Origin of the sequence: Streptomyces pactum, assembly GCF_016031615.1 — a bacterium.
GTDB lineage: Bacteria > Actinomycetota > Actinomycetes > Streptomycetales > Streptomycetaceae > Streptomyces > Streptomyces pactus.
The window spans coordinates 4,843,148-4,868,956 of the sequence record NZ_JACYXC010000001.1 but is presented as its reverse complement, the minus strand read 5'-3'; the positions used below and the strand labels follow the sequence as shown (position 1 = coordinate 4,868,956).

Annotated in this window: 18 protein-coding genes and 2 pseudogenes; 8 read left to right on the top strand and 12 right to left on the bottom strand. The window is 75.0% G+C overall.

Annotated features, from left to right (window positions below):
• The first annotated feature begins 410 nt into the window (after positions 1 to 410).
• The 4 genes from IHE55_RS19100 (at position 411) to IHE55_RS19085 (ending at position 6,805) form a co-directional block, all read left to right on the top strand.
• Positions 411 to 2,300, top strand: coding sequence for a SpoIIE family protein phosphatase (locus tag IHE55_RS19100; RefSeq protein WP_232265625.1), 1,890 nt, complete (start codon positions 411 to 413; stop codon positions 2,298 to 2,300).
• An 898-nt stretch (positions 2,301 to 3,198) separates the two neighbouring features.
• Entirely contained in the window at positions 3,199 to 3,723 is a 525-nt protein-coding gene (locus IHE55_RS19095) for a PadR family transcriptional regulator (RefSeq protein WP_197990125.1), read from the top strand.
• A complete protein-coding gene (locus IHE55_RS19090; RefSeq protein ID WP_197990124.1) occupies positions 3,720 to 4,406 on the top strand; it encodes an ABC transporter ATP-binding protein in 687 nt (228 codons plus the stop codon). The genes IHE55_RS19095 and IHE55_RS19090 overlap by 4 nt, the downstream gene beginning before the upstream one ends.
• Positions 4,403 to 6,805, top strand: a complete 2,403-nt coding sequence (locus IHE55_RS19085; RefSeq protein ID WP_232265624.1) for an FtsX-like permease family protein — start codon at positions 4,403 to 4,405, stop codon at positions 6,803 to 6,805. The genes IHE55_RS19090 and IHE55_RS19085 overlap by 4 nt, the downstream gene beginning before the upstream one ends.
• A 505-nt stretch (positions 6,806 to 7,310) precedes the next feature.
• Here IHE55_RS19085 and IHE55_RS19080 read toward each other — a convergent pair.
• Positions 7,311 to 8,276, bottom strand: coding sequence for a hydrogen peroxide-inducible genes activator (locus tag IHE55_RS19080; RefSeq protein WP_197990123.1), 966 nt, complete (start codon positions 8,274 to 8,276; stop codon positions 7,311 to 7,313).
• Positions 8,277 to 8,416: 140 nt separating this feature from the next.
• Here IHE55_RS19080 and IHE55_RS19075 point away from each other — a divergent pair, with 140 nt between their 5' ends.
• Together IHE55_RS19075 and IHE55_RS19070 are read left to right on the top strand one after the other, a co-directional pair.
• A complete protein-coding gene (locus tag IHE55_RS19075) occupies positions 8,417 to 8,971 on the top strand; it encodes a peroxiredoxin (RefSeq protein ID WP_197990122.1) in 555 nt (184 codons plus the stop codon).
• A 2-nt stretch (positions 8,972 to 8,973) separates the two neighbouring features.
• A complete protein-coding gene (locus IHE55_RS19070) occupies positions 8,974 to 9,507 on the top strand; it encodes an alkyl hydroperoxide reductase (RefSeq protein ID WP_197990121.1) in 534 nt (177 codons plus the stop codon).
• A 387-nt stretch (positions 9,508 to 9,894) separates the two neighbouring features.
• On the opposite strand, the gene IHE55_RS19065 is transcribed toward IHE55_RS19070, so the two are convergent.
• The 4 genes from IHE55_RS19065 to IHE55_RS19050 all read right to left on the bottom strand — a co-directional run bounded on the left by IHE55_RS19065 (position 9,895) and on the right by IHE55_RS19050 (position 15,821).
• Positions 9,895 to 11,451, bottom strand: a complete 1,557-nt coding sequence (locus IHE55_RS19065) for an AI-2E family transporter (RefSeq protein WP_197990120.1) — start codon at positions 11,449 to 11,451, stop codon at positions 9,895 to 9,897.
• Positions 11,452 to 11,688: 237 nt separating this feature from the next.
• Positions 11,689 to 12,417, bottom strand: coding sequence for an aggregation-promoting factor C-terminal-like domain-containing protein (locus tag IHE55_RS19060; RefSeq protein WP_504740319.1), 729 nt, complete (start codon positions 12,415 to 12,417; stop codon positions 11,689 to 11,691).
• A gap of 510 nt (positions 12,418 to 12,927) precedes the next feature.
• Positions 12,928 to 14,265 carry an RNA 5'-3' helicase PhoH2 gene (gene phoH2 / locus IHE55_RS19055; protein ID WP_197990118.1) on the bottom strand — a complete coding sequence of 446 codons (1,338 nt, stop codon included), beginning with the start codon at positions 14,263 to 14,265 and terminating at the stop codon, positions 12,928 to 12,930.
• Between the two features lie 794 nt (positions 14,266 to 15,059).
• Positions 15,060 to 15,821, bottom strand: a complete 762-nt coding sequence (locus IHE55_RS19050; protein ID WP_197990117.1) for an isoprenyl transferase — start codon at positions 15,819 to 15,821, stop codon at positions 15,060 to 15,062.
• Between the two features lie 140 nt (positions 15,822 to 15,961).
• On the opposite strand from IHE55_RS19050, the gene mgrA reads away from it, so the two are divergent.
• Positions 15,962 to 17,002, top strand: coding sequence for an L-glyceraldehyde 3-phosphate reductase (gene mgrA, locus IHE55_RS19045; protein ID WP_197990116.1), 1,041 nt, complete (start codon positions 15,962 to 15,964; stop codon positions 17,000 to 17,002).
• Positions 17,003 to 17,162: 160 nt separating this feature from the next.
• Here the strand turns inward: mgrA and IHE55_RS19040 are convergent, their stop codons facing one another.
• Together IHE55_RS19040 and IHE55_RS19035 are read right to left on the bottom strand one after the other, a co-directional pair.
• Positions 17,163 to 18,386 carry a GDSL-type esterase/lipase family protein gene (locus IHE55_RS19040; protein ID WP_197990115.1) on the bottom strand — a complete coding sequence of 408 codons (1,224 nt, stop codon included), beginning with the start codon at positions 18,384 to 18,386 and terminating at the stop codon, positions 17,163 to 17,165.
• A gap of 375 nt (positions 18,387 to 18,761) precedes the next feature.
• Positions 18,762 to 19,508, bottom strand: coding sequence for a prepilin peptidase (locus IHE55_RS19035; protein WP_197990114.1), 747 nt, complete (start codon positions 19,506 to 19,508; stop codon positions 18,762 to 18,764).
• Positions 19,509 to 19,925: 417 nt separating this feature from the next.
• Between IHE55_RS19035 and IHE55_RS19030 the strand changes: the two are divergent.
• Positions 19,926 to 20,248: pseudogene (locus IHE55_RS19030) on the top strand (DUF192 domain-containing protein).
• Between the two features lie 387 nt (positions 20,249 to 20,635).
• Here the strand turns inward: IHE55_RS19030 and IHE55_RS31505 are convergent.
• The 5 genes and pseudogenes from IHE55_RS31505 to IHE55_RS33195 all read right to left on the bottom strand — a co-directional run.
• Positions 20,636 to 21,193, bottom strand: coding sequence for an OmpA family protein (locus tag IHE55_RS31505; protein WP_443742625.1), 558 nt, complete (start codon positions 21,191 to 21,193; stop codon positions 20,636 to 20,638).
• Positions 21,194 to 21,548: 355 nt separating this feature from the next.
• Positions 21,549 to 22,127, bottom strand: a complete 579-nt coding sequence (locus IHE55_RS19020) for a hypothetical protein (protein ID WP_197990112.1) — start codon at positions 22,125 to 22,127, stop codon at positions 21,549 to 21,551.
• A gap of 999 nt (positions 22,128 to 23,126) precedes the next feature.
• Positions 23,127 to 23,300 carry a hypothetical protein gene (locus IHE55_RS19010; RefSeq protein WP_197990111.1) on the bottom strand — a complete coding sequence of 58 codons (174 nt, stop codon included), beginning with the start codon at positions 23,298 to 23,300 and terminating at the stop codon, positions 23,127 to 23,129.
• Between the two features lie 546 nt (positions 23,301 to 23,846).
• Entirely contained in the window at positions 23,847 to 24,743 is an 897-nt protein-coding gene (locus tag IHE55_RS19005) for a DUF5936 domain-containing protein (RefSeq protein WP_197990110.1), read from the bottom strand.
• Between the two features lie 242 nt (positions 24,744 to 24,985).
• Positions 24,986 to 25,480 (bottom strand): annotated as a pseudogene (locus IHE55_RS33195) (type II secretion system F family protein); the annotation flags it as partial.
• Positions 25,481 to 25,809 lie beyond the last annotated feature (329 nt).

Here is a 25,809-nt window from a genome sequence, read left to right as displayed (position 1 = left end):
GCCGACCCGGCGGACCCGGCCGGTCCGCGGCCGTACCCCGATCCGGCCGACCCCCAGCACACCACCCCGGGATGGGACGGCGGGTGCGGCCCGGCCACCGCGGCGCCGGAGGCGCGGCCCGGGGCGGAACATCCGCGCGGGGACGCCGGGCGCACCGGGGCCACCCCCAGCCACCACCCGGACCAGGGCGGAGCCGGCCGGACCGGGGCGGACGGGACCGCCGGACCCCGCGGTACGACGGCCGGGACCGGCGAGGGCGGCGGTGGCGGCGGGACGGCCGGACCACCCCGGCCGGGGGAACCACCGGGCGGGGTCCGGGGGACCGGCCGGCCGCGGGGGACGGAGCAGAAAGGGATCGCGACGCCGCCCTCCGGGTGGCGGGACAGGGACACGGACAGGGGCACGGCGAGATGACGGACGACACCGGGCGCGCGGGGACCGCGGGCGAGGCGGCCCCCGGGGACGCTCCGGCGGCCGGTGTCCCGGCCGCCCGCCGGGTGCCCGGGGGCCTGCCGGGCACGGACGGCGCCACGGCGGTGCCGGTGCCCCCGCCGGCCGGCCCGGACCGGGCCGCCGGGGTACGGGACCGCAGCGGTGACCGGTTGCGGTTCGTGGGCGCCGCGACCCGGCGGATCTCCCGCGGCATCGACCTGGACGAGATCGTGCTCGGCCTGTGCCGGGCCACCGTGCCCACCTTCGCCGACGCGATCCTGGTCTACCTGCGGGACCCGCTGCCGGTGGGTGACGAGCGCCCGGTCGGGCCGGTGGTGCTGCGGCTGCGCCGCACCGACCGGATTCCCGAGGAGCCGGACACCGAGGGGGTACGGCTGCCGATCACGCCGTCCCAGCCCGACCTGTCCCCGCTGATGGCCGGCGGCCCGGCCAGCGAGCTGTGCGAGGTGGAGCCGGGCGGCCCGCTTGCGGAGGTGCTGCGCGGGGTACGCCCGGTGTTCGGGGACTCCACCGCCGCGCGGGCCGCGCTGCCCGAACTCCTCGGTGACGGCCGGACGGTGGCCACCGGTCAGCGCACCGTGCTGGCGCCGCTGCGCGGACGGCGCCGGGTGATCGGCGCGGCGGTGTTCGTCCGCCGCCCGGACCGGCCGTCCTTCGAACCGGACGACCTGCTGGTGGCCGCGCAGCTCGCCACCCACACCGCGCTCGGCGTGGACAAGGCGGTGCTCTACGGCCGCGAGGTGTACATCGCCGACGAGCTGCAGCGCACCATGCTCCCCGACTCGCTGCCGCAGCCCACCGGGGTCCGGCTGGCCAGCCGCTACCTGCCCGCCGCCGAGACCGCCCGGGTCGGCGGCGACTGGTACGACGCCATCCCGCTGCCGGGCAACCGGGTGGCGCTGGTGGTCGGCGACGTCATGGGGCACTCCATGACCTCCGCGGCCATCATGGGGCAGCTGCGGACCACCGCCCAGACCCTGGCGGGGCTCGACCTGCCGCCGCAGGAGGTGCTGCACCACCTCGACGAACAGGCCCAGCGGCTGGGCACCGACCGGATGGCGACCTGCCTGTACGCGGTCTACGACCCGGTCGCGCACCGCATCGTGGTCGCGAACGCCGGGCATCCGCCGCCGGTGCTGCTGCACCGGGGCGGGCGCGCGGAGGTGCTGCGGGTGCCGCCCGGCGCGCCGATCGGCGTGGGCGGGGTGGACTTCGAGGCGGTGGAGCTGGACGCCCCGGCCGGCGCCACGCTGCTGCTGTACACCGACGGCCTGGTCGAGTCGCGGATGCGGGACGTGTGGACCGGGATCGAGCAGCTGCGGGAGCGGCTGACCGCCACCGCGCGGCTCACCGGCTCCAACCCGCCGCCGCTGGAGCCGCTCTGCGACGAGGTGCTGGACATGCTCGGCCCGGGCGACCGGGACGACGACGTGGCTCTGCTCGCCGCCCGGTTCGAGGGGATCGCGCCCAGCGACGTGGCGTACTGGTTTCTGGACCCGCGGGCGCAGACGGCCGGCCAGGCGCGCCGGCTGGCCCGGCGGGCGCTGGAGCGCTGGGGGCTGAGCGATCTGTCGGACGCGGTGGAGCTGCTGGTCAGCGAGGTGGTGACGAACGCGGTGCGGTACGCCGAACGTCCCATCACGCTCCGGCTGCTGCACACCGACGTGCTCCGCTGCGAGGTCGGTGACGACGTCCCCCAGCTGCCCCGGCTGCGCCAGGCCCGGCCGTCCGACGAGGGCGGCCGCGGACTGTACCTGGTCAACCGGCTGGCCCGGCGGTGGGGAGCGACCCGGCTGAGCGCCGGCAAGGTGGTGTGGTTCGAGCTGCCGCTGCCGACCTCGCTCTGAGCGGCGGCGGGGGCAGGGCCGACGGGAGGACGGGGCGCGGGGCCCGTACGCGGGCGGCCCGCGGAGGCCCGGGAGCACGGCGGTCCCGGGGCGGCCCCGGAGGGCCGGGCGGGACGGGACGGGTGTTCATGTTTCCGGACCGGGCCGGTGGTTCGTTCCTGGCGTCCGCGCGCGGTGGGAAGCGCGGCCGGTGATACGAGGCCGTGAGCCACTGGGTGCGGAGTGCGGGGTGCGGGGTGCGGGGTGCGGAGTGCGGGGTGCGGCGGGTGGTTCGGAGGCGAGGGCGCCGGGGCGTGGCGGTCGTTCGAGGCCGTGGGCCGGGCCCGGCCGGCGGTGCGGGCGCCGAGACAGGTTCGTCCCCGGCCCGGCGAGTTGATACGGCCACCGGGCCACCGGGCGGACGGTACCGGGCCCGAACGGTGACTCGTCCGGTGTCGGCCGCCGACCGTTACCTCCAGCCGGTGCCCGTCGCTGACCGGCACCTACGCGCCGGTGCCGGCGGGTGACCGTGCCCGTGGCCGTGCCCGCCGAGGATCGTGACCCGAATGTGCCGCTGTCCGCCGACGACGCGCCCCGTACCCATGCCCGGCGTCCGCCGACGGCCGTGACCCGCGACCGGCATCGCCCGCCGACCGTTGTCCGCGGACCTCGACCGGTGCCCGCGATCCGCCCCGCGCACCGCCGCTCCGGCCCGTCACGGGTGGCCCCGTAGCGGCGGCGGCCGGCCGGTGGCCGCTCCGGCCCGCGGCCGGCGGTGGCTTCTCCCCTTCCCGCCGCCCTCCTCTCTCCCTTCTCCTCCCTTCCCCGCCCTCCCCCCTCTCACCCTTCCGACCTGCGAGGACACGGTTTTCCACAGGGCTATACATGGGGTGTATACACCTCGTGTAGAGTGCTCGCCATGTCAATCGGCCATGCACTGCTGGGACTGCTGGAGACCGGCCCGCGTCACGGGTACGACCTCAAGCGCGCCTTCGACGAACGCTTCGGGCACGACCGCCCGCTCCACTACGGCCAGGTCTACTCGACCATGTCCAGGCTGCTGAAGAACGGCTTGGTCGAGGTGGACGGGATCGAGCCGGGCGAGGGGCCGGAGCGCAAGCGGTACGCCATCACCGACGCGGGGGTCACCGATGTCGAACGGTGGCTGGCGCAGCCGGAGAAGCCCGAGCCGTACCTCCAGTCCACCCTGTACACCAAGGTCGTGCTGGCGCTGCTGACCGGGCGCGAGGCCGGCGACGTGCTCGACGTGCAGCGCGCCACCCACCTGCGGCTGATGCGCGACCTCACCCAGCGGAAGCGGAACGGCGACCTGGCCGACCAGCTGATCTGCGACCACGCCCTGTTCCACCTGGAGGCGGACCTGCGGTGGCTGGAGCTGACCACCGCCCGTCTGGACCAGCTCGCCGAGGCGGTGCGCCGATGACGCCCGCCGGTTCGCTGCTGGTCGCCGAGGGGCTGCGCAAGTCCTACGGCCCCACCCCGGCGCTGGACGGCGCCGACTTCTCCATCCACGCCGGTGAGGTGGTCGCCGTGATGGGCCCCTCCGGGTCCGGCAAGTCCACCCTGCTGCACTGCCTGGCCGGGATCGTCCGCCCCGACGCGGGCAGCGTCCGCTACGGCGGCCAGGAGCTGTCCACCCTCTCCGACGCCCGGCGCAGCGCGCTGCGGCGCGGCGAGTTCGGCTTCGTCTTCCAGTTCGGCCAGCTCGTGCCGGAGCTGACCTGTCTGGAGAACACCGCGCTGCCGCTGCGGCTGAACGGCGTGCGGCGCAAGGACGCCGAGGCGCGTGCCGCTCAGTGGCTGGAGCGGCTGGAGGTCGCCGCGATCGCGGACCGGCGGCCCGGTGAGGTGTCCGGCGGGCAGGGCCAGCGGGTGGCGGTGGCCCGCTCGCTGGTCACCGGCCCGCGGGTGCTCTTCGCCGACGAGCCGACCGGCGCGCTGGACTCCCTCAACGGCGAACGCGTGATGCAGCTGCTCACCGACGCGGCCCGGGACGCCAACGCGGCCGTGGTGCTGGTCACCCACGAGCCGAGGGTCGCCGCCTACTCCGACCGCGAGGTCGTGGTCCGGGACGGCAAGGCGCGGGACATGGCGGGTGTGGGATGACCCTCACCGGCAGCCCCGCCGCGCCGCCCGTCGCGCCGATGGCCCCCGCGCCCGCCCGCCGGGGTGTCGCCGGCTGGGCCGCCGATCTGGCCATGGGCGCCCGGTTCGCGGTCACCGGCGGCCGGGAGGGCTGGGCCCGCACCCTGCTCACCGCGCTGGGCGTCGGGCTGGGCGTCACCCTGCTGCTGCTCGCCACGTCGGTGCCGGAGATCATCTCCGCCCGCGACAGCCGCAGCCACGCCCGCACCCCCACCGTGAGCCTGTCGAACGCCCGCGGGCCGGAGACGCTGCTGATCAGCCAGGTGCACACCACCTTCCACGAGGAGGACATCCAGGGGGTGCGGCTGTACCCGGAGGGCGACCGGGCCACCGCCCCGCCGGGCGTGGAGCGGCTGCCGGCCACCGGGGAGATGGTGGTCTCCCCCGCCCTGGGGCGGCTGCTGGACTCCGCGGAGGGTGAGCGGCTGGCGGAGCGGCTGCCGTACCGGGTGACCGGCACCATCGATGGGCTAGGCCTGCTCGGTCCGCACGAGCTGTTCTTCTACGCGGGGGTGGACCGCGCCACCGCCGTCGACGACGACTACTTCCGCGCCGACGGATGGGAGGCCGGGCCCGGCAGTGCCGAGGAGTTCCCCCCGGAGCTGGTGCTGCTCATCGTGATCGGCTGTGTGGTGCTGCTGATGCCGATCGTCATCTTCATCGCCACCGCGGTGCGGTTCGGCGGCGAGCGCCGCGACCGACGGCTGGCCGCCCTGCGGCTGGTGGGTGCCGACGGGGCCATGACCCGACGGATCGCCGCGGGCGAGGCGCTGTGCGGCGCGCTGCTCGGACTCGCGGTCGGCGGGGCGCTCTTCGCGCTGGCCCGGCAGCTGGCCGACCGGGTTGAGGTGTGGGGCTACAGCGCCTTCCCGTCCGATGTGACCCCGGCCGGCCCGCTGGCCGCGCTGGTCCTGCTGGCGGTCCCGGCCTGCGCCGTGGTCGTCACCATGGTCGCGTTGCGCGGGGTGGCCATCGAACCGCTGGGCGTGGTGCGCCAGAGCCGGCCGCGCCGCCGCCGGCTGTGGTGGCGGCTGCTGCTGCCGGTGCTCGGCCTGGGCCTGCTGCTGCCGCTGATCGGTGGCTACTCCGGTACCGGCGGCACCGAGACGGCCCAGGTCACGGCGGGTGCGGTGCTGGTGCTGATCGGCACCACGGCCCTGCTGCCGTGGGCGGTGGAGTCGGTGGTCGAGCGGTTCCGCGGCGGCCCGCTGCCCTGGCAGCTCGCGACCCGGCGGCTCCAGCTGGGCAGCGGCCCGGCGGCCCGGGCGGTCAGCGGCATCACGGTCGCGGTGGCCGGCGCCATCGCCGTGCAGATGCTCTTCGCCAGCGTGGAGGCGGAGAACACGAAGGTGACCGGCCAGGACACCACCCGAGCCCAGTTCGTCTCGGGGATCGAGCTGCGGAACGGCCTCGGGATGGAGCGGGTCATCGACGCCTTCCGGGACACCGAGGGCGTGGACCGCGCCGTGGGCCTGGTGGAATCCCTGGTCACCCCCGTGCGGCCCGACGGCCGCCCCGCGGAGCCGGGGCAGGAGCAGTGGCTGACGTACGGGGCGTGTGACTCGCTACGCGAGCTGGCCCGGCTCCCGGACTGCCGGGACGGCCAGGTGTACCTCGTCGCCCCCGCGTCCGACGACGACCCCGCCGCGACACCGCGGCCGGGCGACCGCCTCGACCTGCGGGCGGACGCCACCCGGCCGGCGAAGGACACCCGGCACCTGTGGACCGTGCCCCGCACCGCACAGCGGGCGGAGTCCCGCATCGACCCACTGGGCAGCGAGTTCACCGGCGTGCTCGTCACTCCCGGGGCGCTGGAGCTGTCGCGGCTGGACGGCGCGTACCTGCGCACGATGCTGACGCTGGACCCGGCGGTGGACGACGCGATGGAGCGGGCGCGGAACACCGAGGCCCGCTTCGACGAGCGGATGAACGGCTGGGCCACCAGCGACACCAAGGAGAACGAGCAGTTCACGGATGTGCGCCGGGGTCTGTTCATCGGCGCCACCGCAACCCTGCTGCTGATCGGGGCGAGCATGATCGTCTCGATGCTGGAGCAGCTGCGCGAGCGCCGGCGCCTGCTGGCGGTGCTGGTGGCGTTCGGCACCCCGCGCGCCACACTGGCCTGGTCGGTGCTGTGGCAGACGGCGGTGCCGGTCGTCATCGGACTGGCGATATCCGTGGCGGGCGGCCTCACCCTGGGCACGGTGCTGCTGCGGATGGTCGGTTCACCGGTGGCGGTGGACTGGACGAGCCTGGCCTTCATGGCCGGCACCGGTGCGGGTGTGATCGCCCTGGTGACGCTGGTCAGCATGGGCCCGCTGTGGCGGATGATGCGCCCGGACGGCCTGCGGAGCGAGTAACCACCGCTCCGGCCGCCGGCCGGGCCCGGCCACGCGCCCGGGCCCGGCTCCGGGGCACAGGATCCGGACCGGCCCGGTGCCCGGGATCCGGACCGGCCCGGGACGCCCCTGCCGGCCCCAGGTACGCCGCCCGACCCCGCCGACACCCGGCCGCCCGGCCCGGGGCATTCCGGCAGCTCGGTCCATGCCCGACGGCCCGGGCCCGGCGGGCCACCCGGGCGGCCGACCCGGTACTACTCCGGGCTCCCCGTCCCGCCGGAACTGCCCGGGAACCGGACCCGGCCGGCCCGGTCGGGGGTGTTCCGGCGGCCGGAGCGGGCGCGCCCCGCACATTCCGGCGGGCCGTGCCCATCGCGGCGGGGCGCAGCCCGACCGAGCGGCCCCTCGCGGCGCACCGGCACGGGCCGCGGGCGCGCCCGGGGCCGGCCCGGGCCCGTACGCCCTCCGGCGGCCGGCCCGGTCCGGCGGGGGCGGGGGCGGTGCCGGACCGGGGCCGGGGCGTTCGTCAGCAGGCGAAACGCACCGGGAGCGGCTTGAGCGCGCCGCGCAGCGCGGTCGCGAATGCCGTGAACTCCTCGGCCCGCGCCGCCCCGGCGCGCATCGCCAGGCCGATCCGGCGGGACGGCGCCGGGTGGCTGAAGTAGCCGGTGACCAGGTCGGCGCTGCGGCCGGTCTCCACCGGGACCGCGGTCCGCGGCAGGAGTGTGACGCCCAGCCCGCCCGCGACCAGCTGCACCAGGGTGGAGAGCCCGGCCGCGCTGGTGGTGCCCCGGGTGCCCTCGCCGCGGCCCGCCTCCCGGCAGATGTCCAGCGCCTGGTCGCGCAGGCAGTGGCCTTCGTCCAGGAGGAGCAGGTCCAGGTCGCGGAGTGCCTCGCGGGGTATGTCGCCGCGCCCGCCGAGGCTGTGCCCCTTGGGCATGACCAGCACGAAGTCCTCGTCGAAGAGGGGCAGCTCGGTGATGCCGGGGGTGTCCAGCGGCATGGCCAGCAGAAGCAGGTCCAGCCGGCCCTGGAGGAGCCCCTCCAGCAGGGAGGCGGTCTGCTCCTCGTGGACCTGGAGGTCGAGGTCGGGGTAGCGGTCGTGCACCAGGCGGAGCACGGTGGGCAGCAGATACGGCGCCACGGTGGGGATCACGCCCAGCCGCAGCACCCCGGTGAACGGAGCGCGGGCCGCCTCGGCCTCCTCCATCAGCTCCCCGACCGCGTCCAGTACGCTCCGTGCACGGCCGGCCAGGCGTTCCCCCGCCGCGCTGAGCAGCACCTTGCGGGTCGTGCGCTCCAGCAGCTGGACCCCGAGGGTCTCCTCCAGTGCCGAGACGGCACCGGAGAGCGCGGGCTGGCTCATGCCGATCGCCGCGGCGGCATCGCGGAAATGCAGATGCTCGGCCACGGCGACGAAGGCCCGTAGCTGGGACAAGCTGGGCTGCCGCGTCTTCCCCGCGGGCGTACCGGCCGCGACAGGTATCGCCACTGATAACCACCTCCGATCAACATCACCTAGTCTAGCTATTTCACTGATCAATACCTTCTGTGGCAGGGTGGGCAACGTCCAACCCACAGGAAAACCCCGCAATCCGGGGCAATCCACCCTGCGAGCTGCTAGGAGAGCGCGTGCTCACTGTTGGTGACCACTTCCCCGAGTACGACCTGACCGCTTGTGTCGACCTCGACGCGGAGAAGGCGTTCGCGCAGATCAACCACAAGACCTACGAGGGCAAGTGGCGCGTGGTGTTCTTCTGGCCGAAGGACTTCACGTTCGTCTGCCCGACCGAGATCGCCGCGTTCGGCAAGCTGAACGACGAGTTCGCCGACCGTGACGCCCAGATCCTCGGTGTCTCCGGCGACTCGGAGTTCGTCCACCACGCCTGGCGCAAGGACCACGCCGACCTGCGTGACCTGCCCTTCCCGATGCTGGCCGACTCCAAGCACGAGCTGATGCAGGCCTGTGGCGTCCAGGGCGAGGACGGCTTCGCCCAGCGCGCGGTGTTCATCGTGGACCCGAACAACGAGATCCAGTTCACCATGGTGACCGCCGGTTCCGTGGGCCGTAACCCCAAGGAGGTCCTGCGGGTCCTCGACGCCCTGCAGACCGACGAGCTGTGCCCCTGCAACTGGAGCAAGGGCGAGGAGACCCTCGACCCGGTCAAGCTCCTGGCCGGTGAGTGAGCATGGCCCTCGATGAGCTGAAGTCCGCTCTGCCGGACTACGCCAAGGACCTGAAGCTGAACCTCGGTTCGGTGATAGGCAACTCGGAGCTGCCCAAGCAGCAGCTCTGGGGCACGGTCCTGGCCTGCGCGATCGCCTCCCGGTCCGCCCGGGTGCTGCGCGAGCTGGAGCCGGAGGCCAAGGCCAACCTGAGCGCGGAGGCGTACACGGCGGCCAAGTCCGCCGCCGCCATCATGGCGATGAACAACGTCTACTACCGGACCCGGCACCTGCTGTCGGACCCGGAGTACGGCAACCTCCGGGCCGGGCTGCGGATGAACGTCATCGGCAACCCGGGTGTGGAGAAGGTCGACTTCGAGCTGTGGTCGCTCGCGGTCTCCGCGATCAACGGCTGTGGCATGTGCCTGGACTCGCACGAGCAGGTGCTGCGCAAGGCCGGCGTGGAGCGCGAGACGATCCAGGAGGCGTTCAAGATCGCCGCGGTGCTGCAGGCGGTCGGCGCCACCCTGGACGCCGAGGCCGTCCTGGCCGAGTAGCCGGTTCCGTACCCGGTACGGGCGACGTACCCGGTGCGTATGAGGGGCCCGCGAGGTGGTTCACCACCTCGCGGGCCCCTCGCGTCATGGCCGTGTGATGACCGTCATGGCCGGGTCACGCCCGGAGCCGCGTCCCACCGGCCCCCACCGCACCCACCGCACCACCGGGAACAGTCCCCCGCGGCCGGCATCACGGGCGGCACCCCGTCCCCTCACGGACACCCGTCCCCTCACGGACACTCCGCCCGCTCACGAACTCCCCTTCACCAACCGCCCCGCTGCGACGCCCCGCCCGTGCAGCCTCGCGCCGGCATGCGCTTGGCCGCCGGCACCTGTGCTTCGCCGCCGGCCGTGCCGGGGGCGACACCGCACCGCCGGGAGGCCGGGTCAGGCGCGGTCCGGCGGCGGGGTGCGGTCGTCCCCGGCGGAGGAGGCGGCCACCGTCCCCGGTGCCGGGACCGGGGCCACCTCGATCGCCGTCGCGCCGTGCCGGTGCTCCACCGGGACCGTCCCACCGCCCGGCGGGCGGCCGGCCGCCGCGGCACGGACCGCGGCCTCGCTGCTGTACGCCCGCAGATAGCCGACCACGGTGTTGGCGACCGCGACCAGCGGAACCGCGACCACCGCGCCGCCGATGCCGCCGATCAGCGAGCCGGCCGCGACCGACAGGACCACCGCCAGCGGGTGCACCTGGACCGCGCGGCCCAGGATGAACGGCTGCAGGATGTGCCCCTCGATCTGCTGCACCGCGAGCACCACGATCAGCACCATGGCCGCGGTGAAGGCGTCCACCGTCACCAGCGCCACCACCACCGCCAACGCCCCGGAGACCACCGCGCCGACCAGCGGGATGAAGGCGAAGAGGAAGATGAAGACGGCGAGCGGCACGGCCATCGGCACATCGAGGAAGTAGATCCCGACGCCGATGAAGATCGCGTCGATCAGGGCCACTATCACCGTGCCCCGCACATAGGCGGTGAGGGTCTGCCAGGCGCGCGGGCCGGCGCCCGCGACGCCCGCCCGGGCAGGGGCCGGCACCATCTTCAGTGCCCAGTTCCAGATCTTCGGGCCGTCGTAGAGCAGGAACAGGGTGCTGAACATCGCCAGCAGAATGCCCGTCATCACCTCGACGATGACGGTGACGCCCTCCAGGCCCGCGGTGGTGATCTCCTCGGTGTTGTTCCCGACCGCCTCGCGCAGGTTCTTGGCGATGTCGTTGATCTGGTCCTCGGTGACGTGGAACGGGCCCTTGGTCAGCCAGTCCCGGAAGTCGTCGATGGCCCGCTGGACCTCCTTGGAGACGTCGTCCACGTTCTCCATGACCTGCCAGACCACGAACCAGCAGACCAGTCCCATCACCACGAAGCCCGAGATGAAGACCAGCGCGGTGGCCAGTCCGCGGGGCACACCGCGGCGGCGGAGCCGGGCGACGGTGGGTTCCAGCAGGGCGGTGATGAGCAGCGACACCGTGAAGGAGAGGACCACCAGCTGCACCGAGCTGATGACGCGCATGAGCACCCAGACCGTGCCGGCCAGCACCAGCAGCCGCCAGCCCACCTCGGCGGCGACCCGGACCCCGTAGGGCACCGCGGCGACCGGGTCGGCGACGGCAACGGCCGCCGGGGGCGGGACCGCCACCGGGGTCGCGGCGGGCGCCGGCCCGCCGGTCCCGTCACCCGGCGCGACCGGAACCGGAACCTCCGTGGAGGCCGGGGCCGGGCGGTCCGGGGCCGTTTCCACGGCGCCGGTGCCGGGGGCCGCGGCGGCCTTCGCCGTGGCGGCGGGAGCGGTCCGCGGGTCCGCCCCGGGCTCCCCGTCCCCGCCGGCCGGCCGTACGCCGGCCTCGTCCGCGGGCTCCGGCGCCTCCCGCTTGGCGTCGAGCCGTACGGACAGCCGGGTCAGCCCGGCCCCCAACCTGCCGACCAGTCGTGGCAATCTGGACATCGGTCTCGGTACCCCCACTTCCCCCGTCGTCGTCTGCCACGACGTTACCGGAGGATGCGCGAAGCCCCCGGCCGATCGGTCGGGGGCTTCGGGAAAACGTTCGGTGACGGTTGGGACGATCCACGGCCCGTGGCCGGGTCCGTCCGGCCCGTCACGGGTGGCGCGGGCCGCGCCGTCGGTGGTCCGGTACCCGGTGGCGGCGTGGCCCCGGGCACCGGTCCGGCACCCGGCGCCGGCCTAGTACCAGGTGTTGGCCTGCCAGAACGACCAGGCGCCGCACGGGCTGCCGTAGCGCTCGTTCATGTAGCTCAGGCCCCACTTGATCTGGGTGGCCGGGTTGGTCCGCCAGTCCGCGCCGGCGGACGCCATCTTGGTACCGGGCAGCGCCTGCACCAGACCGTACGCCCCGGAGGACGGGTTGACGGCGCGGTAGTTCCAGGTGCTCTCGTGGTTCACGATGTTGCTGAAGCACTGGAACTGGTCGGCGGGCACCAGCTGCCGGGCGATGGCCTGGACCTCGGCGACCGTGTAGGAGGACTGCTGCGGGAAGGAACTGGCGTCCCGGGTGGCGGAGCGGCTCGCGGCGAGCTTCTGCTCCTCGCGCTCCTTGGCCTTGCGCGCGGCCTCTGCCTTCGCCTTGCGCTCCGCCTCCTCGGCGGCTTCCTTCTTGGCCCTGGCGTCCTCGGCGGCCTGCTTGCGCGCGGCCTCCTCGACTGCCTTCTTCGCCTCCGCGTCCGCGGCGGTGGACTGGATCTCCGCCTGCTGCGACAGGGAGACGGTCTGCGCCTGGGCCTGCTGCCCGGCCGGGATCTCTGCGAGGAGTGTCGCGTCGGCGGCAGCGGCGGTGGTCTCGACCGGCTCGGGCGACTTCTTGTCATCGCCCGCGGCGACACCCACGACGGCGCCGACAGTGGTGACCGCAGTGGCCGATGCCACCGCGAATCCCCGGACCGAAATCCGGCTCACACGGTTTCCTTCCAGCGTCGCCCGCATCGGTGACCACGCGGGCGCAATCGTGCCCCTGGCACTGGCCTCCATGGTCCGGGCCCTGACGGAAGGTCGGGGACCGAAGTGGTCACGGGAGGCACGGACCCGGTGGGTCCTCCCGCATCGGGAGGTCCGCATGGTGCTCGGGCGGCATACGACGAACTCTGTTCAGTTCTGGTGCTGCTGTGGTTCCGCACCCGTGAAGGTACGGATGTGCCGTATGCGGGGCCTGACAGGAACCACACCCTGCCGGATCGCGACGCCCCGAAGCAATTCCACGTTGCGTGGGAAAGCTCACACCGCCACGGCGCCCGCGTCTTCCCGGAACCACTGACACAGCAAGGCGCCGCACGGCTAAGCTACTTCGCTTTCCGTGCGGCGCCTGCACCGCATACACCCTATGAGGTGAAGTGTCCGTCATCGTTCACACCGACGAATGACGACACCCTTCCTGAATCGCGAAAATCCGGCTAACTCCCGAATCTCCGTTCAGATATGTACGTCCTCCAGCATTTCGGTCACCAGTGCCGCGATGGGCGAGCGCTCCGAGCGGGTGAGGGTGACGTGTGCGAAGAGCGGGTGACCCTTCAGCTTCTCCACCACCGCGACGATGCCGTCGTACCGGCCGACCCGGAGGTTGTCCCGCTGCGCGACGTCGTGGGTGAGCACCACGCGGGAGTTGGCACCGATCCGCGACAACACCGTGAGCAGGACGTTCCGCTCCAGTGACTGCGCCTCGTCCACGATGACGAAGGCGTCGTGCAGCGAACGCCCCCGGATGTGGGTGAGCGGCAGCACCTCCAGCATGCCGCGCGAGACGACCTCCTCGATCACGTCCGCCGTGGTCACCGCGGAGAGGGTGTCGAAGACCGCCTGGGCCCACGGGTTCATCTTCTCGGCCTCGGTGCCCGGCAGGTAGCCCAGCTCCTGGCCGCCGACCGCGTACAGCGGACGGAAGATCATCACCTTCCGGTGCTGCCGGCGCTCCAGCACCGCCTCCAGCCCCGCGCACAGCGCCAGCGCCGACTTGCCGGTGCCCGCCCGGCCGCCCATCGAGACGATGCCCACCTCGGGGTCGAGGAGCAGGTCGAGCGCGATCCGCTGCTCGGCGCTGCGGCCGTGGATGCCGAACGCCTCCCGGTCGCCGCGCACCAGCCGGACCCGTCCGTCCGCGGCCACCCGGCCCAGCGCCTTGCCGCGCTCGGACTGGAGCACCAGTCCGGTGTGGACCGGCAGCCCGGCGGCCTCCGGCAGGTACGCCGTCTCGGTGGTGAACAGGTCGTCGATCTGCTCCGCGCTCACCGACAGTTCCGTCATTCCGGTCCACCCGGAGTCGGTGATGGCCAGCTCGGCACGGTACTCCTCGGCCAGCAGTCCGACCGAGGACGCCTTGATGCGCAACGGCAGGTCCTTGGAGACGACCGTGACGTCGTACCCCTCGGCCTGCAGGTTCCTGGCCACCGCCAGGATCCGCGAGTCGTTGTCGCCGGTCCGGCCGCCGTGGGTGAGGAAGGCGGCGGGCAGGACACCCGGGTCGGAGTGGTTGAGCTCGACGCGCAGCGTGCCGCCCAGGTCGCCGATCGGGATGGGGGCGTCGAGGCGGCCGTAGCGGATGCGGTACTCGTCCAGCAGGCGCAGTGCCTGCCGGGCGAAGTAACCCAGCTCCGGGTGGTGCCTCTTGGCCTCCAGCTCCGTGACCACCACGACCGGCAGCACGACTTCGTGCTCGTCGAAGCGGGCCATGGCGTTCGGGTCGGCCAGCAGGACGCTGGTGTCGAGGACATAGGTGCGCCGGTCGTGCTGGCGGCGCTTTGTGCTGGTCACCACGGGTGGACGAACCCCCTCGGGAGAGGTCGGGTGCGACTGCGTCGCGGGAGTGGGGTGTCCCCGTCGCAAGCGGGGGGACGGACCGGGCGGGGCCCTGGGCGGGGCCGAGCGCACCGGCCCTCGCGCCTGCGCACGATCCGCACATCGTCGTCACGCAAAGGGCCTCCCGGGCGGGCGGCCCCAATGCCGCCCGCTGGTGCCGGACGCCCGTGGGCGGGCGTCGACTTGTAGGGATATTCCCCTGCAGCCGGATCCACATGCCTTGGCATATGCAACACGTGGGTGAACATTCATGTATCGGGCCCGGTGGGGCGCCGCGCCGGGCCCCCGGGCGGGCGGCGCGGCCCCCGGTACGGCGCCGCTGACGTCGGGTTTCCCGCCACCGGACGCGGTCGGCCGCGGCGGGCGGAGCGCCGGCCGGACACCGGCGGAGGAGTGACGGAGCGGCGGCGGAGCGGGGCGCGCCACCGGCCCGGCGGCCGGGCGGACGGGAGGCGGTACGGAGGCCGTCCTCGGCCGGGGGGCGGGTGCGGCGCCGCGGGCGCGGCCGGAGCGGTGCCGGCGGGAGTGTGCCGGCGGGAGCGGCGGGCGATGTCCGGAGCGACGGGGCGGCCCGCGGGCCCGGTGGCGGGACGTCACGCGGATGCCGGGCCCCCGCGGGCGCCGGAGCGTGGAGGGCCGGGTGCCGGACGAGCCGCCTCCCGTCAGGGCCCTGAGGGCGGCACGAAGGCGGGGGCCGGAGCCCGGACGGGCTCGCGGGGGGCCGGGCGGGCCCCGGCGGCGGCAGGGTGGGGTCAGCTGCCGTACCGGCGGTGGCGCGCCGCGTAGTCCCGCAGCGCCCGCAGGAAGTCCACCTTGCGGAAGGCGGGCCAGAAGACCTCGCAGAAGTAGTACTCCGAGTGCGCGCTCTGCCAGAGCATGAAACCGGACAGCCGCTGCTCACCGCTGGTGCGGATCACCAGGTCGGGGTCGGGCTGGCCCCGGGTGTAGAGGTGCTCGGAGATCATGTCGATGTCCACCGTCTCGGCCAGCTCCTCCATCGAGGTGCCCCGGTCCGCGTGGTCCAGCAGCAGCGAGCGGACCGCGTCCGCGATCTCCTGCCGGCCGCCGTACCCGACGGCGACGTTGACGAGTATCCCCCTGATGTGGTCGGTGGCCTGCTCGGCTTCCTTGAGCACCGTCTGGGTGCGGGCCGGGAGCAGGTCCATGGTGCCGACGTGGTGGACCCGCCAGCGGCCGTCGGCGGCCAGGTTGCGCACCGTGTCCTCGATGATGCCGAGCAGCGGGGTGAGCTGTTCCTCCGGACGGCTGAGGTTGTCCGTGGAGAGCAGCCAGAGGGTGACCACCTCGACGTCGGTCTCGGCGCACCAGCCCAGCAGGTCGTGGATCTTGTTGGCGCCGGCCCGGTGGCCCTGCTCGTAGGTGAGGCCGTCGGCCCTGGCCCAGCGGCGGTTGCCGTCGAGGATGACACCGATGTGCTTGGGCACCTGGGCGTGGTCGAGGCGGCCTTCCACCCGGCGTGCGTAGAGCCCGTACACCAGGTCGCGCAGCTTCACGTTCCAGCCCCTCCATGCCTTGCCGTGGCGTCCGCCCCCAGTTTCGTCACCCTACTGCGGTGGCGGGGCCATGGCGAACCGGAGACGTCCGGGCGTTGTAGCGTCCTGGCGAGGACCCGCCACCGGAACAGGATGCCGCTGTGAACGACACCACGTCCCCCTACCGGGCCGCCGCCACCCGCTACGACTCCATGGAGTACCGCCGCAGTGGTCGCAGCGGTCTCAAGCTGCCCGCCGTCTCCCTCGGCCTGTGGCACAACTTCGGCGACGACCGCACCCTCGACTCCCAGCGCGCCATTCTGCGCCGCGCGTTCGACCTGGGGGTCACCCACTTCGACCTGGCGAACAACTACGGTCCGCCGCCCGGCTCCGCGGAGTTGAACTTCGGGAAGATCTTCGCGCAGGACTTCCGTCCGTACCGGGACGAACTGGTCCTGTCCACCAAGGCCGGGTACTGGATGCACCCCGGCCCGTACGGCGAGTGGGGCTCGCGGAAGTACCTGCTGTCGTCCCTGGACGCCTCGTTGCGCCGGATGGGGGTGGAGTACGTGGACATCTTCTACTCGCACCGCTTCGACCCCGCCACCCCGCTGGAGGAGACCATGGGCGCGCTGGCGTCCGCGGTGCAGCAGGGCAAGGCGCTGTACGCGGGCGTCTCCTCCTACACGGCGAGCCAGACCCGGGAGGCGGCCCGGCTGCTGCGGGAGATGGGCGTGCCGGCGCTGATCCACCAGCCCTCGTACTCCATGATCAACCGCTGGATCGAGGACGACGGGCTGCTGGACACCCTCCAGGCCCAGGGCATGGGGTGCATCGCCTTCGCGCCGCTGGCGCAGGGGCTGCTGACCGACCGGTACCTGGACGGCATCCCGGCCGGTTCTCGGGCCTCCCAGGGCAAGTCGCTGGACCCGGGGCTGCTCACCGAGGAGAACGTACGGCGGCTGCGCGGCCTGAACGAGATCGCGCGGCGGCGCGGCCAGTCCCTCGCCCAGCTCGCCCTGGGCTGGGTGCTGCGCGACGAGCGGATGACCTCGGCGCTGATCGGGGCCTCCGGCGTGGCCCAGCTGGAGGCGAACGTGGCGGCACTGGGGGCCGCTCCGCTCACCGACGAGGAACTGGCCGAGATCGACTCGTTCGCCGTGACGACCGAGGGCGTGAACATCTGGGCCTCCCGCGGCTGAGCGGTCCGCCGGCGGACGAGCGGTCCGCCGGCGGCCGGGCCGTACGCCCGGGGACGAGCCGATACGCCCGGGGGTGGCGTCGGCCGGGGCAGTGTGACCGGGGCGTCGGCCGGCCCGGCCGACGGTCCCGCGCGCCGGACGGCGGGCGGGACCGGCCCGCTCAGGCGGCTTCGGGGGCGAACGGCCCGCCGGGGCCGAAGACCAGGCCGGCGAAGCGCTCGCCGACCCGGCGGTGGGTCGCGGCGTCCGGGTGGAGCCGGTCGGGCAGCGGCAGTTCGGCGAAGTCGGCCGCGCCGTAGAGGTCCCGGCCGTCCAGATAGCTCAGCCGCGGGTCGTCGGCCGCCCGTTGCGCCACGATACGGGCCAGTTCCTCCCGGATGACGTTGAGGGTCAGCTTGCCCGCGGCACGCTCCTCGGGGTCACCTGCGGCGTGGAAGGTGAGCCGCCCCGCGGCCAGGTCGCCGAGGTCGGTGGCGGTGGGGCCGGGGGTGTCCTCGTGGATGGGGCAGTACAGCGGCGAGACGACCAGCAGCGGGGTGGCGGGGTGGCCCTCGCGGATGGTGTCGAGGAAGCCGTGCACGGCGGGGCCGAAGGCGCGCAGCCGCATCAGGTCGGTGTTGACGAGGTTGATGCCGATCTTGACGCTGATCAGGTCCGCGGGGAGGTCGCGCAGGGTGCGGGCGGTGAACGGGTCGAGCAGGGCGCTGCCGCTCAGGCCCAGGTTCGTCAGCTCCACGCCGCCCAGCGAGGCGGCCACCGCGGGCCAGGTGGCGCTGGGGCTCGCGGCGTCGGAGCCGTGGCTGATCGAACTGCCGTGGTGCACCCACGTCCGGCGGCCGTCGTCCGGCAGCGGTTCCACCGGGGCGTCGGTGTGCAGCGCGACGAGCTGGGTGACCTCGTTGTGCGGCAGCCAGACCACCACGTCCTTCACCCGGTCGGGGAGGCCGGCGAACCGGACGGAACCGACCGGGCCGGGCCGCAGCTGTGTCGCCCCGGTGGCCATGTCGACCGTCACCACGTCGCCGCCGGTGGCACCGGCCTGCCCGGCCATCCGGCCGTCCACGAACAGGTCGTAGACGCCCGGGGGACGCGGCGGAGCGCCCTGGTAGGCGTTCCGGACCGGCAGCACGTCCAGTTCGACGGTGGTGGCCCGGGTGCGGAACGCCAGCCGTACGCCGGAGGGCTGGGCCTCGGCCATGGCCAGCTGCCCGTCGGCGCCCTGCGCCCGGGCCCGGGCGGGCAGCCGGTGCGGCAGCAGTCCCCGACCGGTGTCCTCCAGCTCCACGGCACCGCGCAGCAGCTCCATGGTGAGGGGGGTGGTGATCCGGTCCGCCGCCGGGGGCGCCGGGGCGGCGCGGGAGGTGTCGTCGAGCCGCTCGTCCATGGACGGCATTCTCGCCGGTCGGTCCCCCGCCCGGCCAGGGAGCCCCGCCCGCTGCGTGACGGCCCCCGCCCCCGGGCCCCGGGTCCGCAGTCGGCCCCCGCCCCCGGGCCCCCGGGTCAGCGCCGCGCCGGCCGGGCCGGGAGCGGGCGGTCCCGGCCCGGGCAGGCCGGCGGGGACGGCCGGCGGAGGGCGCGCCAGGGCCGGCGGGGAAGGGCGGCGGGACGCGCCAGCGCCGGCGGGGGTGGCGGGACGGTGGAAAGGAGCGGGCCGGTCCGTGGGGGGATACGGACCGGCCCGAGGGGGGGCTTCCACCATAACCCTTCGTGAGGGGTGATGGGAGCACCGGCGCGCCCGGCGTGGCTCGCGCCGGGGGTCTCAGGCGGTTCCGAGGGCCCCCAGGACCACCCCCGCGCCCGCTCCGGCGAGCATGAAGGGGCCGAACGGCAGGGCGGTCTTCCGCCCCGCCCGCCGGGTCAGCACCAGCCAGCCACCGTGCACCGCGCCCAGCAGCGGACCGGCGAAAGCACCGAGGAAGAGCACGTCCCAGCCGTACCACCCCAGGGCGACACCGAGCGTCGGCGCGAGCTTGACGTCCCCGAAACCGATGCCGGTCGGACTGATCACGAACAGCAGCAGATACCCGCCGCCCAGCACCGCCCCGCCGAGCAGCGCCCGGGTCCAGGAGCCGGCGCCGCGCGGCAGCAGTGTGATTACTCCGAGTAAGGAAACGGCCCCGGCTGCCATCGGCAGGGTCAGCACGTCCGGGAGGCGGCTCACCGCCCGGTCCACCCCCGCCAGCAGCGCGCCGAACGGGGCCAGCAGCAGCCACACCGCCAGCTCCGGACGCGCCCCCGTCGCCGCCGCCAGCCCGCCGCAGAACACCGCGAGCGCCACCGCGACGGGCGCCGCGCGGACCGAGAAGCGGCGCCGCTCCACCGGGCAGGCCGGGCAGCGGGCGGGGCCGAGCCAGCCCCCGGCCGGGCCGGTGAGCGGATGCCCCTGCGGGCAGCGGTACCGCCACGGCTCCTCGGGGGCGACCGCCAGCCGGTAGCGGGGGCGGGGCACCAGGAGGCCGGCGACGGCTCCGTACGCGGCGGCGGCGACGATCAGCACCAGATGCACGGACCGAGCCTACGGAAGCCGCCGAACGGTGGAACACTCGCGGGGCGGCGCCCGGACCACCGGCGCCGGGCCCCGGGGAACGGGGCAGGAACCTGCGGGACGGGGACGGTGACGGTGACAGCGGCGACGGCGACGGCGGAAGGGTGACGGCCATGGTCCGGTGGCGGACGGACGGCGCGGCGCTGCTCGTGGTGCCGGGCCGCCCGGCGGAGGGCGCCGCGGACCCCGGGGACCCCGGACCGGGTGCGGAGGGCACGGCGGGGAGCGCGGGTCGTGCGAGGGCGGACGGACTCGCGGGCGCGCACGGGGTGACGGACACGAGCCGTCCGGCGGCCGGGGCGGCGGAGGCAGAGACGCACGGGACGGCGGACGCGGACGGGGCGACGGGGGGCACGTGAGGCGGCGGGGACGGGCGGGGTGGTCCTGGTGCCGGTGGAGATCGCCGCCTCCTACCGGGCCCGCAGCCGGGGGGCTGCTGGGGCGGGACGGGATCGACGGGGGGCTGCTGCTGACGCCCGCCGCCGGGGTGCACACCGTGCGGATGCGCTTCGCCATCGATGTGGCCTACCTCGACCGCAGGCTGACGGTGCTGGCGGTCCGCACCATGCGGCCCGGCCGTCTCGGACTGCCGAGGCTCCGGGCCCGCCACGTCCTGGAGGCGGAGGCGGGGGGCGATGGAGCGCTGGGGGGTGCGCCGGGGGGTCCGGCTGGACATACGCCCCGCCCCGCACGCCGTCTGACCGTCCTCCGGCCGGTCCCACGCGCCGTCCGATCGTCCCGCGGCACGGTCCCGCACACCGTCCGGTCGTCCCCCGGCCGGTCCCCCACGCCCCGTCCGACCGCCTCTCGCCGGCCCTGCGCGCCCCCGGGCCCACGGCCGGCCGTCCCCGCACCGTCCGACCGCCGCCTCACAGGCCGGTCCCGCACACCGTCCGACCACACAGCGCCGGCCCTCCGCGCCCCCGGGCCCGGCCGAGCCGCCCCGAAACCGGTCCGCGTCAGGGGGGGCGGCCCGGCCGGCCGTGCTCCGGCCCGTACACCGGGCGCGCGGGGCGGCGCGGGCGGTGGCAGGCGCCGGCCGCGCGCTCCGAACTCCTGCGTGCGCCGCGCGCGTCCGGGAGCCCGGGTCAGACCCCGCGCGGGAAGCTCACCTCCACCCGCCGGTTCTTCCGGCGGCCCTCCTCGGTCGCGTTGTCCGCGATCGGGTACTGCTCGCCGTAGCCGCGGATCTCGTAACGCACCGAGGGGCCGAGGTACTTGGTGAGCTCCCGCTGGACGGAGTTGGCGCGCTCCTTGGAGAGCCGGTCGCCGTGTGCGGAGGACCCCAGGCTGTCGGTGAAGCCGAACACCCGCACGGTGGTGGCACCGCTCCGCTCGATCTCCCCCGCGATGGTGCGGATGCGGGCGGTGGCCTCCTTGCCGAGCCGGGCGCTGTTCTTGCCGAAGAGCACCTCGGCCTGGAGGGCGAACGTCACCTTCTCGTTGGTGTCCTCGCGCCGCTCCTCCCCGTCGTCCGTCTCCACCACGGACTTGATGTCGAGCACCCGGCCCGGCGCCAGCCGCGCCCCGCCGGGCAGCCGGAGGTCGGGGTCGTCGGGGTCGATCGGTACCGGGGGCGTGGTCTCCACCGGGGCGCCGGGGCCCTCGTCGGTCCGGTGCGCGACGGCCCGGTGACGGTCCGGCAGGCCCCCGCCCCCGGGCGGCCGGGCCGCACCCGTGAGGACGGCCGCACCCGCGGGGAGGCCGGGGCCGGTGAATGCGGAGGACCGCACGGGAGCGGCCGCCGGGACAGCGGGCGCGGCGGCGACGGCCGGCCCGAGGGGGGCGGCCGGCCCGGCCGGGCGGTCCGCGCCGGCGGGGACGGCGGGGCGGGACCGCAGGTCGGCGCCAGCGGGGACGGCCGGGCCGGCCAGGAGCGCGGCGGCCACCGCCGCGACCAGGGCGCCGCGGCGGGCCGCACCCCGCTTCGGCCCGGGGCGGGCGGCGGCCGGGCGGCGGGTGCCGGGAGGCGGGGCGGGTGCGGTCGTCGTCATGGCCGGTTCACCCGGTGAGCTCGACGCGGATCGGCGGCATCGCGGGGAGGTGGAAGTCCACCTCGGTGACGTCCTTCGGCGGCGCCGGGAACTGGGCGAAGACCGGCCGGCTCTCCCCCACCTTGATGCCGACCAGCCCGGTGGTGCACAGGCACTCGCCGTCGGTGTCACGGAGGATCAGGTACCGCTTCCGTCCGGCCTGGTCGACCAGGGAGGCGCCGGAGAGGGAGGACTGCGAGTGCAGTTCGGTCTCCTTCGACCGCCAGGTCAGCGCGTTGAACGACTTGGACCCGCGGTTGGTGACGGTGCCCTGGACGGTGACGAAGCCCCCCTCGTCGCGGACCGCCGAGTGGAGCGTGACCACCACCCCGGCCGGGCCCCTGGCCTCCCCGATGACCTCGGTCGGCCGGGCGGCGGGGGCCGGCCCGGGGTCGCCGGTGGCCCGTGGCGCGGTGCGGGTGGGGGCCGCCGTTCCGTCGTCGTCACCGCCCCCGTCCCCGCCGCCGCAGCCGGTGAGCACCAGGGCGCAGGCCGAGGCGAACACCACGGGGAGCAGGCGCCACCGGCGCCGGGTCGTTGGCCGCATCCTCATCAGGGAAGCCCTTCGCTCGTCGCTCGTGCGTCCTTCATCGGTCGGCGAGGCGCACCGAGAACAGGTCCTTCGCCTCGGGGAAGAGCTCGGGGTGCCCGGGGTCGATCACCAGGGGCTCCCCGTCGCAGTCGAGCCCCAGTGGCGGTTTCCCGCCGCGGTTCCCACGCGCTCCGTCCTCCCCCTCGTCCCCGGCGGACCCGTCCCTGGCCTCGTCCCCGCCCTCGTCCTCGTCCCCCTGCGGCCCCCCTCCCGGGCCTCGTCCTCGTCCCCGTCCCCGGCGGTGCCGTCCCGGCCGCCGGGTGCGCCAGGGGCGGGACGCGGTGGGGTCCGGTACGGGGGCCCGGGGAGGGCGGGACGGCCACCGGGTCGGGGACGCAGCGCGGTTCCACGACCGCCCGGGCCGTCGCCCTGGCGTGCCGGTCCTCGGTGCCCGGGATGACCGACCGGCCCACGGTGTCCCGGGTCCTGACCGTCACCGTGAAGGAGGTCGGCAGATGGCCGGGCAGGCAGCCGGCGCCGGTCAGGTCCGCGCCGTTCCGGTCCGCGAACCGGGCCGCCTCCGCGCACGCGGCCGGGGCTCCCGGGCCGCGCCCCTGGAGCAGGTCGGCCCAGTCGCCGCCGTCGAGGACGGAGCGGAGCAGCGCGGTGCGCAACTGGTCGCGGTGGGCCTGCGCGGCGGCGAGGGCCGCGGCGTCGGCGGCGGTCTGCCCCTCGTTGCGGATGGCGCCGGCCCGGCCCACGGCGAAGTAGGCGAGCGCGAGGAAGAGCAGCCCGGCGACGGCGGTGAGGTAGAGGGGAACGCCTGGCCCGCGTCACCCCGGCGGCGCGCGGAACGCAGCGCGGCCCGGAGCAGGGGCCCCGAGGGCGGGGCCGGAGCACGGCCCGGAGGGCGGCGGTGCGGCGCCCGGTCCGGCGGTGTGCCGGGCGGGCGGGGGCGGGACGGGGCGCGGGGTCCGGTGTTCGGTGCGGACATCCGACCGGTAAGCCCTCGGGTCAGCCGGTGATCTTGGCGATCTCGTCCGAGATGGCCCCCGCGATCATGCTGCCGAAGTCCGTGGTCATCAGCACCAGGGCGATGGCGACCACCACGGCGATGATGCCCAGGTACTCGATCGAGGTCTGCCCCCGGTCGCCCGTCACGTTGTTCCGCACAACGCGCTTTCCCATCGTGTTCCCCTTCATGGGCTGCCGTCCCCTGCTGGTCCGGCGATCCGACCCCCGTGCTGCCGCCCGCGACAGACGACGCGGCAGAAGAAACGTACGCCGGGGAACCGGCCCCGGAACAGGGCACCGGGCGCGATCCGCCCGCGGCGTGCGCGGGTTCACCCCCGCGGGGCGGCCGGTGCGCGGGTGCACCGCCGGGGTACGGCGCGGGCGCGGGCGCGCCACCGGGAGCCGGCGGGCGTACGGGGGCGCCGCCGGGAGCCGAAGGGCGGACGGGGGCGCCACCGGCGGACGGCGGGCGTGCGGGCGCGCCACCGTGGCCCATCGCCTGCCACCCCCTCCCGCCGAGCCACCCGGGTACCGCGCGGGGCCGGGGTCCGCGCCGGTACGGCCGCCCGGACCGGCCGGGCCTGGCGGTTCGGGCGGCCGGGTACCGACTCTTCCATAACGCGTTGCAGCCGCGAAGGTTTTGCGGGCAACGGCAACCGTTTCGATACCGTCCGCCCCGGGCGCCGCGGGCCCACGCCGGGGTGGCCGGCCGACGGGGCGTCAGTCGCCGGTGACGGTACCGAAGTCGGTGCCGGAGCCGAGGAAGAACCCGGCGATGAGGAGGATCATGGTGCCCGGGACCATGAAGGTGGTGATCACCATCGTGGCCTTGGGGACCGCCCGGGCGGCCCGGCGGCGGGCGTTCTGGGCGTCGGTGCGGCGCATGTCGTTCGCGATGGCGATCAGTGTGTCCACGATCGGGGCGCCCAGCTCCTCGCCCTGCTGGAGGGCGGTGACGAACTGGGCGACCTGCTCGGAGTCGTTGCGCCTGCGCAGTTCCTCGAACGCCTGCCGGCGGCTGACGCCCATGTCCATCTGCCGCAGGGTGATGCGCAGTTCGTCGGCCCACGGCCCCTGGTACTTGTCCGCGACGCGGTCCAGTGCCTGCCGGAAGCCGAGCCCGGCGCTGACCACCACCGCCAGCACGTCGAGGAAGTCCGGCAGGGTCCGCTCGATGGCGTCCTTCCGCTCCCGTACCGCCGCCCAGATGCCGACCTCGATCCAGAACACGCCGAACGCGACCAGCAGCACCGCCGCCACCAGCTGGCCCTTGGCGAGCATCACCAGCGCGCCGCCGAAGCCGAGGATGCCGTAGACCGCGCGGCGGGCGGCGTAGCGGTCCACGGTCAGACCGCCCGGGTTGCCCGCCAGGTCGATCCGGCGGCGCACCCGGGCGACCCGCTTGTCGCCCATCAGCCGCAGCACCAGCGGCGCCCAGCGCATGCCGAGCCGGTCCACTGCGGAGCCCACCGCGGTGGTGCGGGTGGCGCCCACCTCCAGGGCGACCGCCAGGTCGGGCGGGAGTTTCGCCTCGCTGCGGCAGAGCGCGATGCCGTAGGCGATGCCCGCCACGGACAGGCCCATGGCGAGGGCGAGCAGCAGTCCCGGTCCGCTCATCGGGCGCCGGCCCTCCTCATCCTCGGTCCCCTCTCATCCCCTCTCATCCCCGGTGCCCCTTCCCCCCCCCCGGTGCCCCTCGCATCCCCGGTGTCCTCTCCCCCGTGGTGCCGTCCTGCCCGTGGTGCCGCCCCGTCCTGCCCACGGGACCCGCTGATCGAGGTGCCGGGTGCCGCCGGGCAGGCCGCCCGCGGACCTGGCGTGTCCCTCGTCTTCGGTGCCGTCCCGCGGCGCGGGCCCGGTCATACGTCGATCTTCGACAGCCGGCGGATGAGGAAGAACCCGAGCCCGTAGAGGCCGAAGGCGACGACGACCGCGGCCTGCCCCCAGAAGGTCGCCGTCATCCGCTCGACCGAGCCGGCCGCGATCTTGTCCACCAGCAGCAGGGTGCCCACGCCCATCAGCGGCACCACATAGGCGGTGACGGTGACCTGGGACAGCTGGGTGCGGATCTCCCGCCGGGTCTCCTTCCGCTCCTCCAGCGTCTGGGTGAGGTTGCGCAGCGAGGTGACGACGGTGCCGCCGGCCCGGTTGGCGAGCACCAGCGTGGTGACCAGGACGACCAGCTCCCGCGACGGCAGCCGTTCGGCCAGCTCCCCCAGGGCGTCGTCGACGGAGTGCCCGACGGCGAGCCGGGCGGCGACCTTGGCGAGTTCCTCCCCGGCCGGCGCCTCCATCTCGTCGGCCGCCATGCCCAGCGCGGTCCGCAGCGCCAGTCCGGCCTGGGTGGCGTTGGCCAGGATGCGGGACAGCTCCGGGAGCTGGTTGATGAACTTCTCGATGCGCTTCTGACGCTGCCAGTCGAGGTGGGCGAAGGCGGACCAGACGGCGACCAGCGCGGCGATCGGGCCGAAGAAGGCGGCGAGGGAGGTGGCGGCGACCACCCACAGCACGGCCGCCACCCCCGCGGTGCGGACGGTGAACTCGGCCGGGGTGAGGTCGAGACCGGTGGCGGCCAGCCGCCGCTCCAGCCGGCGGCCGGCGCCGGTGGCCCGGATCGCGCGGTCGAGGGCGGTGAAGCGGCGCGGGCGGCCGCCCGGGGGCGGCGGGCCGTCGTCGGCGAGCC